4 protein-coding genes are annotated in these 3308 nt (G+C 66.5%); all 4 read right to left on the bottom strand.

Going from position 1 to position 3308, the window contains the following annotated elements:
- Positions 1-348 (bottom strand): hypothetical protein (locus tag Q1N79_RS03805; RefSeq protein WP_300604423.1); only part of this gene is annotated, 348 nt, incomplete at its 3' end.
- Between the two features lie 13 nt (positions 349-361).
- Positions 362-1030 carry a hypothetical protein gene (locus Q1N79_RS03800; RefSeq protein WP_300604420.1) on the bottom strand — a complete coding sequence of 223 codons (669 nt, stop codon included), beginning with the start codon at positions 1028-1030 and terminating at the stop codon, positions 362-364.
- A 3-nt stretch (positions 1031-1033) separates the two neighbouring features.
- Positions 1034-3007 (bottom strand): cbb3-type cytochrome c oxidase subunit I, encoded by a 1974-nt coding sequence (locus Q1N79_RS03795; protein ID WP_300604416.1) that lies wholly within the window; start codon positions 3005-3007, stop codon positions 1034-1036.
- Positions 3008-3044: 37 nt separating this feature from the next.
- On the bottom strand, positions 3045-3308 hold a 264-nt coding region (locus tag Q1N79_RS03790), incomplete at its 5' end, for a hypothetical protein (RefSeq protein ID WP_300604413.1).

Genomic DNA, 3308 nt, shown 5'->3' with positions numbered 1-3308 from the left:
CTCAGCGACGACTGGAACCGCTGCACCTCGAACGTCTGCGCGTAGGTCGGCGGCTGCCTGCGCGGCCTGGCCGGGCGCCTCGGGCACCCCGGGCGCCCCGGGCGCCGCGGCCTCGGGCGCCCGTGCCGCCCTGGCCGCGGGAGCGCTGACCGGGCCCGGCTCCCAGGTCTGCAGCGAGGCGACCACCTCCGGGGTGAGGTACTTCAGCCGCGGGCCGTGGTGCGGCCTGCGGTACAGGAAGAACAGGGCGGTCGTGATGACGATGAACGCCCCGAGCGGCAGGGCGAACGACATGATCGTCCCGCCGAAGTACATCGCGGGGCCGTCCGCGAGATGCAGAGCAGACACGGAGCCTCCCAGCTCAGCGCACGTAGAACAGCAGCCAGAAGAGGAACGCGATGATCGCCAGGTAGTTCCACACCAGGGTGAAGGCACTCAGCGACGACTGGAACCGCTGCACCTCGAACGTCTGCGCGTAGGTCGGCGGCTGCTCCACGAACGAGATCGCCGGGATCCCCCTGGCCCGGATGCAGAGTATCTCGAGCCAGACCATGGCGCCGAACCAGGTCACCAGGGCGACCGGGTAGAAGCCGACGAAGCAGCTGGCGTAACCGGACTGGCCAGGGATGAACGGCAGGTTGAGCAGCTCGGTGACCTGCAGCGCCACCGCGGACAGGCCCAGGGCAAGGGCGGCCCACGCCGCCATCACCCACGGCCCCTTGTGGCCGGCCTTGATCCGCTGCAGCCCGGCCGTCTGCACGAGCGCGCTGACCACGACCAGCCCCATGATCGTCGCACCGTAGTACATGTGCGGCGGCGTCGTCGACGACGGCAGCCACTTCGAATGGCCGTTGGAGGACTCCAGGTAGAAGTAGGCGAACGCGAACGCGCCGAACACGAACGACAGCGAGCCGATCGCCAGCCTGCTGCCCGTCCATGCCGTGTTCAGCGCCGCCTCGTGGTAGAAGGCGGCTTCCTCCGTCGCCCTGACCGAGGCCTCCCCGCTGCCCGGGGCGGTGGTCTCAGACATGCCTCAGGCCTCCAATCCGCCGCTCGTGCCGGCGCCGGCCCCGGCCAGCGCGCCGCTGATCACCCCGGCCGGCGGATTCAGGTCCGCGACGGGCAGGGCGTTCGGGTCGCCATACTCATACGGGCCCGCCAGCACGACAGGGATGTGCGCGAAGTTGTCAGGCGGCGGCGGCGAGGAGACCTGCCATTCCAGGCCGCGGGCCTGCCACGGGTTGTCCGCGGCGCGATTTCGCCAGACCACCGTGGACATCACGAAGTTAAAGATGAAGATGAGGAGCGAGCCGCCGAGGCAGAACGCGGAGATCGACACCCAGTCGTTCAGCGTCTCCAGGTTGCGCGCGTACTCGAACACCCGTCGCGGCTGTCCCATCATGCCTACCGCGAACAGCGGCATGAAGGTGGAGTTGAACGTGATGAACATGGTCCAGAAATGAATCTTCCCGAGCCGCTCGTTCATCGTGATCCCCATGACCTTCGGCAGCCAGTAGTAGATGCCGCCGAAGAACGCGAAGATCAGCCCGCCCATGATCATGAAGTGGAAGTGCGCCATCACGAAGAAGCTGCCGTGCGCGGTGGTGTCGACGGGCACGTCGGACAGGAAGACGCCAGAGATCCCGCCGAACAGGAAGTTGACGTACATGCCCATGGCGAACAGCATCGGCGTTTTCAGCCGGAGCTTCGCCTTCCAGAACGTGCCCATCGCGACCAGGTAGATGAACCCGGTCGGTACCGAGATCAGCTCGGTGGTCAGCATGAACAGCGGTCGCATGTCTGGGTCCATACCGGAGTCGAACAGGTGGTGCTGCCAGACGAAGAACGACAAGATCGCGACGCCGAACATGCCCGCGGCGCCGACCTTGTAGCCGAACAGCGGCTTCCTGGCGAAGACCGGGATGATCTCCGACACGATGCCGAAGCCCGGCAGCGCCAGGATGTACACCTCGGGGTGCCCGAAGAACCAGAACAGGTCCTCGTACAAGTATGAGCTGCCGCCCAGCTGGTTGACGAAGAACGCGGTCTGCGCGGTGCGGTCGGTGATGATCATGTACATGCCGCCGACGAGCACCGGCGCGGCGAGCACCAGCAGGAAGCCGGTGGTGAGCATCGCCCAGGCGAACATGGGCAGCCGGCTCCAGCGCATGCCGGGCGCCCGGTAGCAGATGATCGTGCAGATGAGGTTGAAGCCGGCCAGGATGACCGAGATGCCCATCAGGCCGAACGCGAACGCGTAGGCGTCCATGCCCTCGCCCGCCTGGATGGACAGCGGGGCGTACCCGGTCCAGCCGGTCGGGAACCCGCCAAGCGGGATGGCGGACAGCAGGATCAGGAAGGAGCACGGGGTGAGCCAGAACGACAGCGCCTCGAGCCGGGGGAAGGCGACCCGCTTCGAGCCGATCATGATCGGCACCAGGTAGTTGCCGAACGGCCCGAGGATGACCGAGGTCATCATCATCATCATCATCGTGCCGTGCTCGCCGACCACCTCCAGGTAGGCGGAGGGGCTGAGCACGTGGTAGCTCGGCGAGAGCAGCTCGGTCCTGATCGCGATCGCGAACAGGCCGCCGGTGAAGAAGTAGACGAGCATGCCGATCAGGTACTGGATGCCGACCGTCTTGTGGTCCAGGGTGTACCTGAAGTACTTCGAGAGCCCGCCGTCCGGCTCGTCCGTGTCCCGGATCGGCTTGCCGAGCATCTGCCTGATCAGGTCGTTGAAGACGCCGAGCCCGATCAGCCAGCCGATCACCAGGAAGGCGTAGCCGAGCACGATCGCGAAGTCGTTGTCGTCCGAGGACGCCACCTGCTGGTAGCCGGCGCCGATGAAATTGCCAAGCCAGTGCCCGAACGCGTAGCCGATGATCGCGCCGATGATCGCGGTGTGCCATGCAGGGCGCAGCCACCAGGCGCGCCTCTTCGCGGTGCCGCCAGGCTCACGTCCGCCAGGTGCCTGCGCGCTTTCCGGCTGGGTTTCGATGGCCATGTGTGTTACCTCGTTCCCTTCCGTGGCTTGCGCTGGCTCATGGCTGCTCTGGGTCTGCCGGGTTGTAGTAACCGCCGCCCGCGCTGGTCAGTCCGAGTTCCTGGTTCACCTTGCCCACGTTGGTAAGCACTGTCGGATCGTAGGTGAGGGCGTACGGCGGCAGCAGCTTGGTCACCGCGGCGAGCTGGATCGCGGTGGAGTGCGCCCAGCTCAGGAACGCCGACACGGACACGACGCTGCCGTAGTTGTACATGGCGCCATGCCAGATGCCGCACAGCTCGGCGCACCGGACCGTGAAGCC

Source organism: Trebonia sp. (genome assembly GCF_030042015.1).
Taxonomy (GTDB): domain Bacteria; phylum Actinomycetota; class Actinomycetes; order Streptosporangiales; family Streptosporangiaceae; genus Trebonia.
Note: the sequence above shows the minus strand (reverse complement) of the source record. Positions and strands in the feature narration are given on the sequence as shown.

Excerpts from the sequence above, each read along its gene's own strand:
- Q1N79_RS03800 (WP_300604420.1), bottom strand. The coding sequence starts at position 1,030 with ATGTCTGAGACCACCGCCCCGGGCAGCGGGGAGGCCTCGGTCAGGGCG.
- Q1N79_RS03795 (WP_300604416.1), bottom strand. The coding sequence starts at position 3,007 with ATGGCCATCGAAACCCAGCCGGAAAGCGCGCAGGCACCTGGCGGACGT.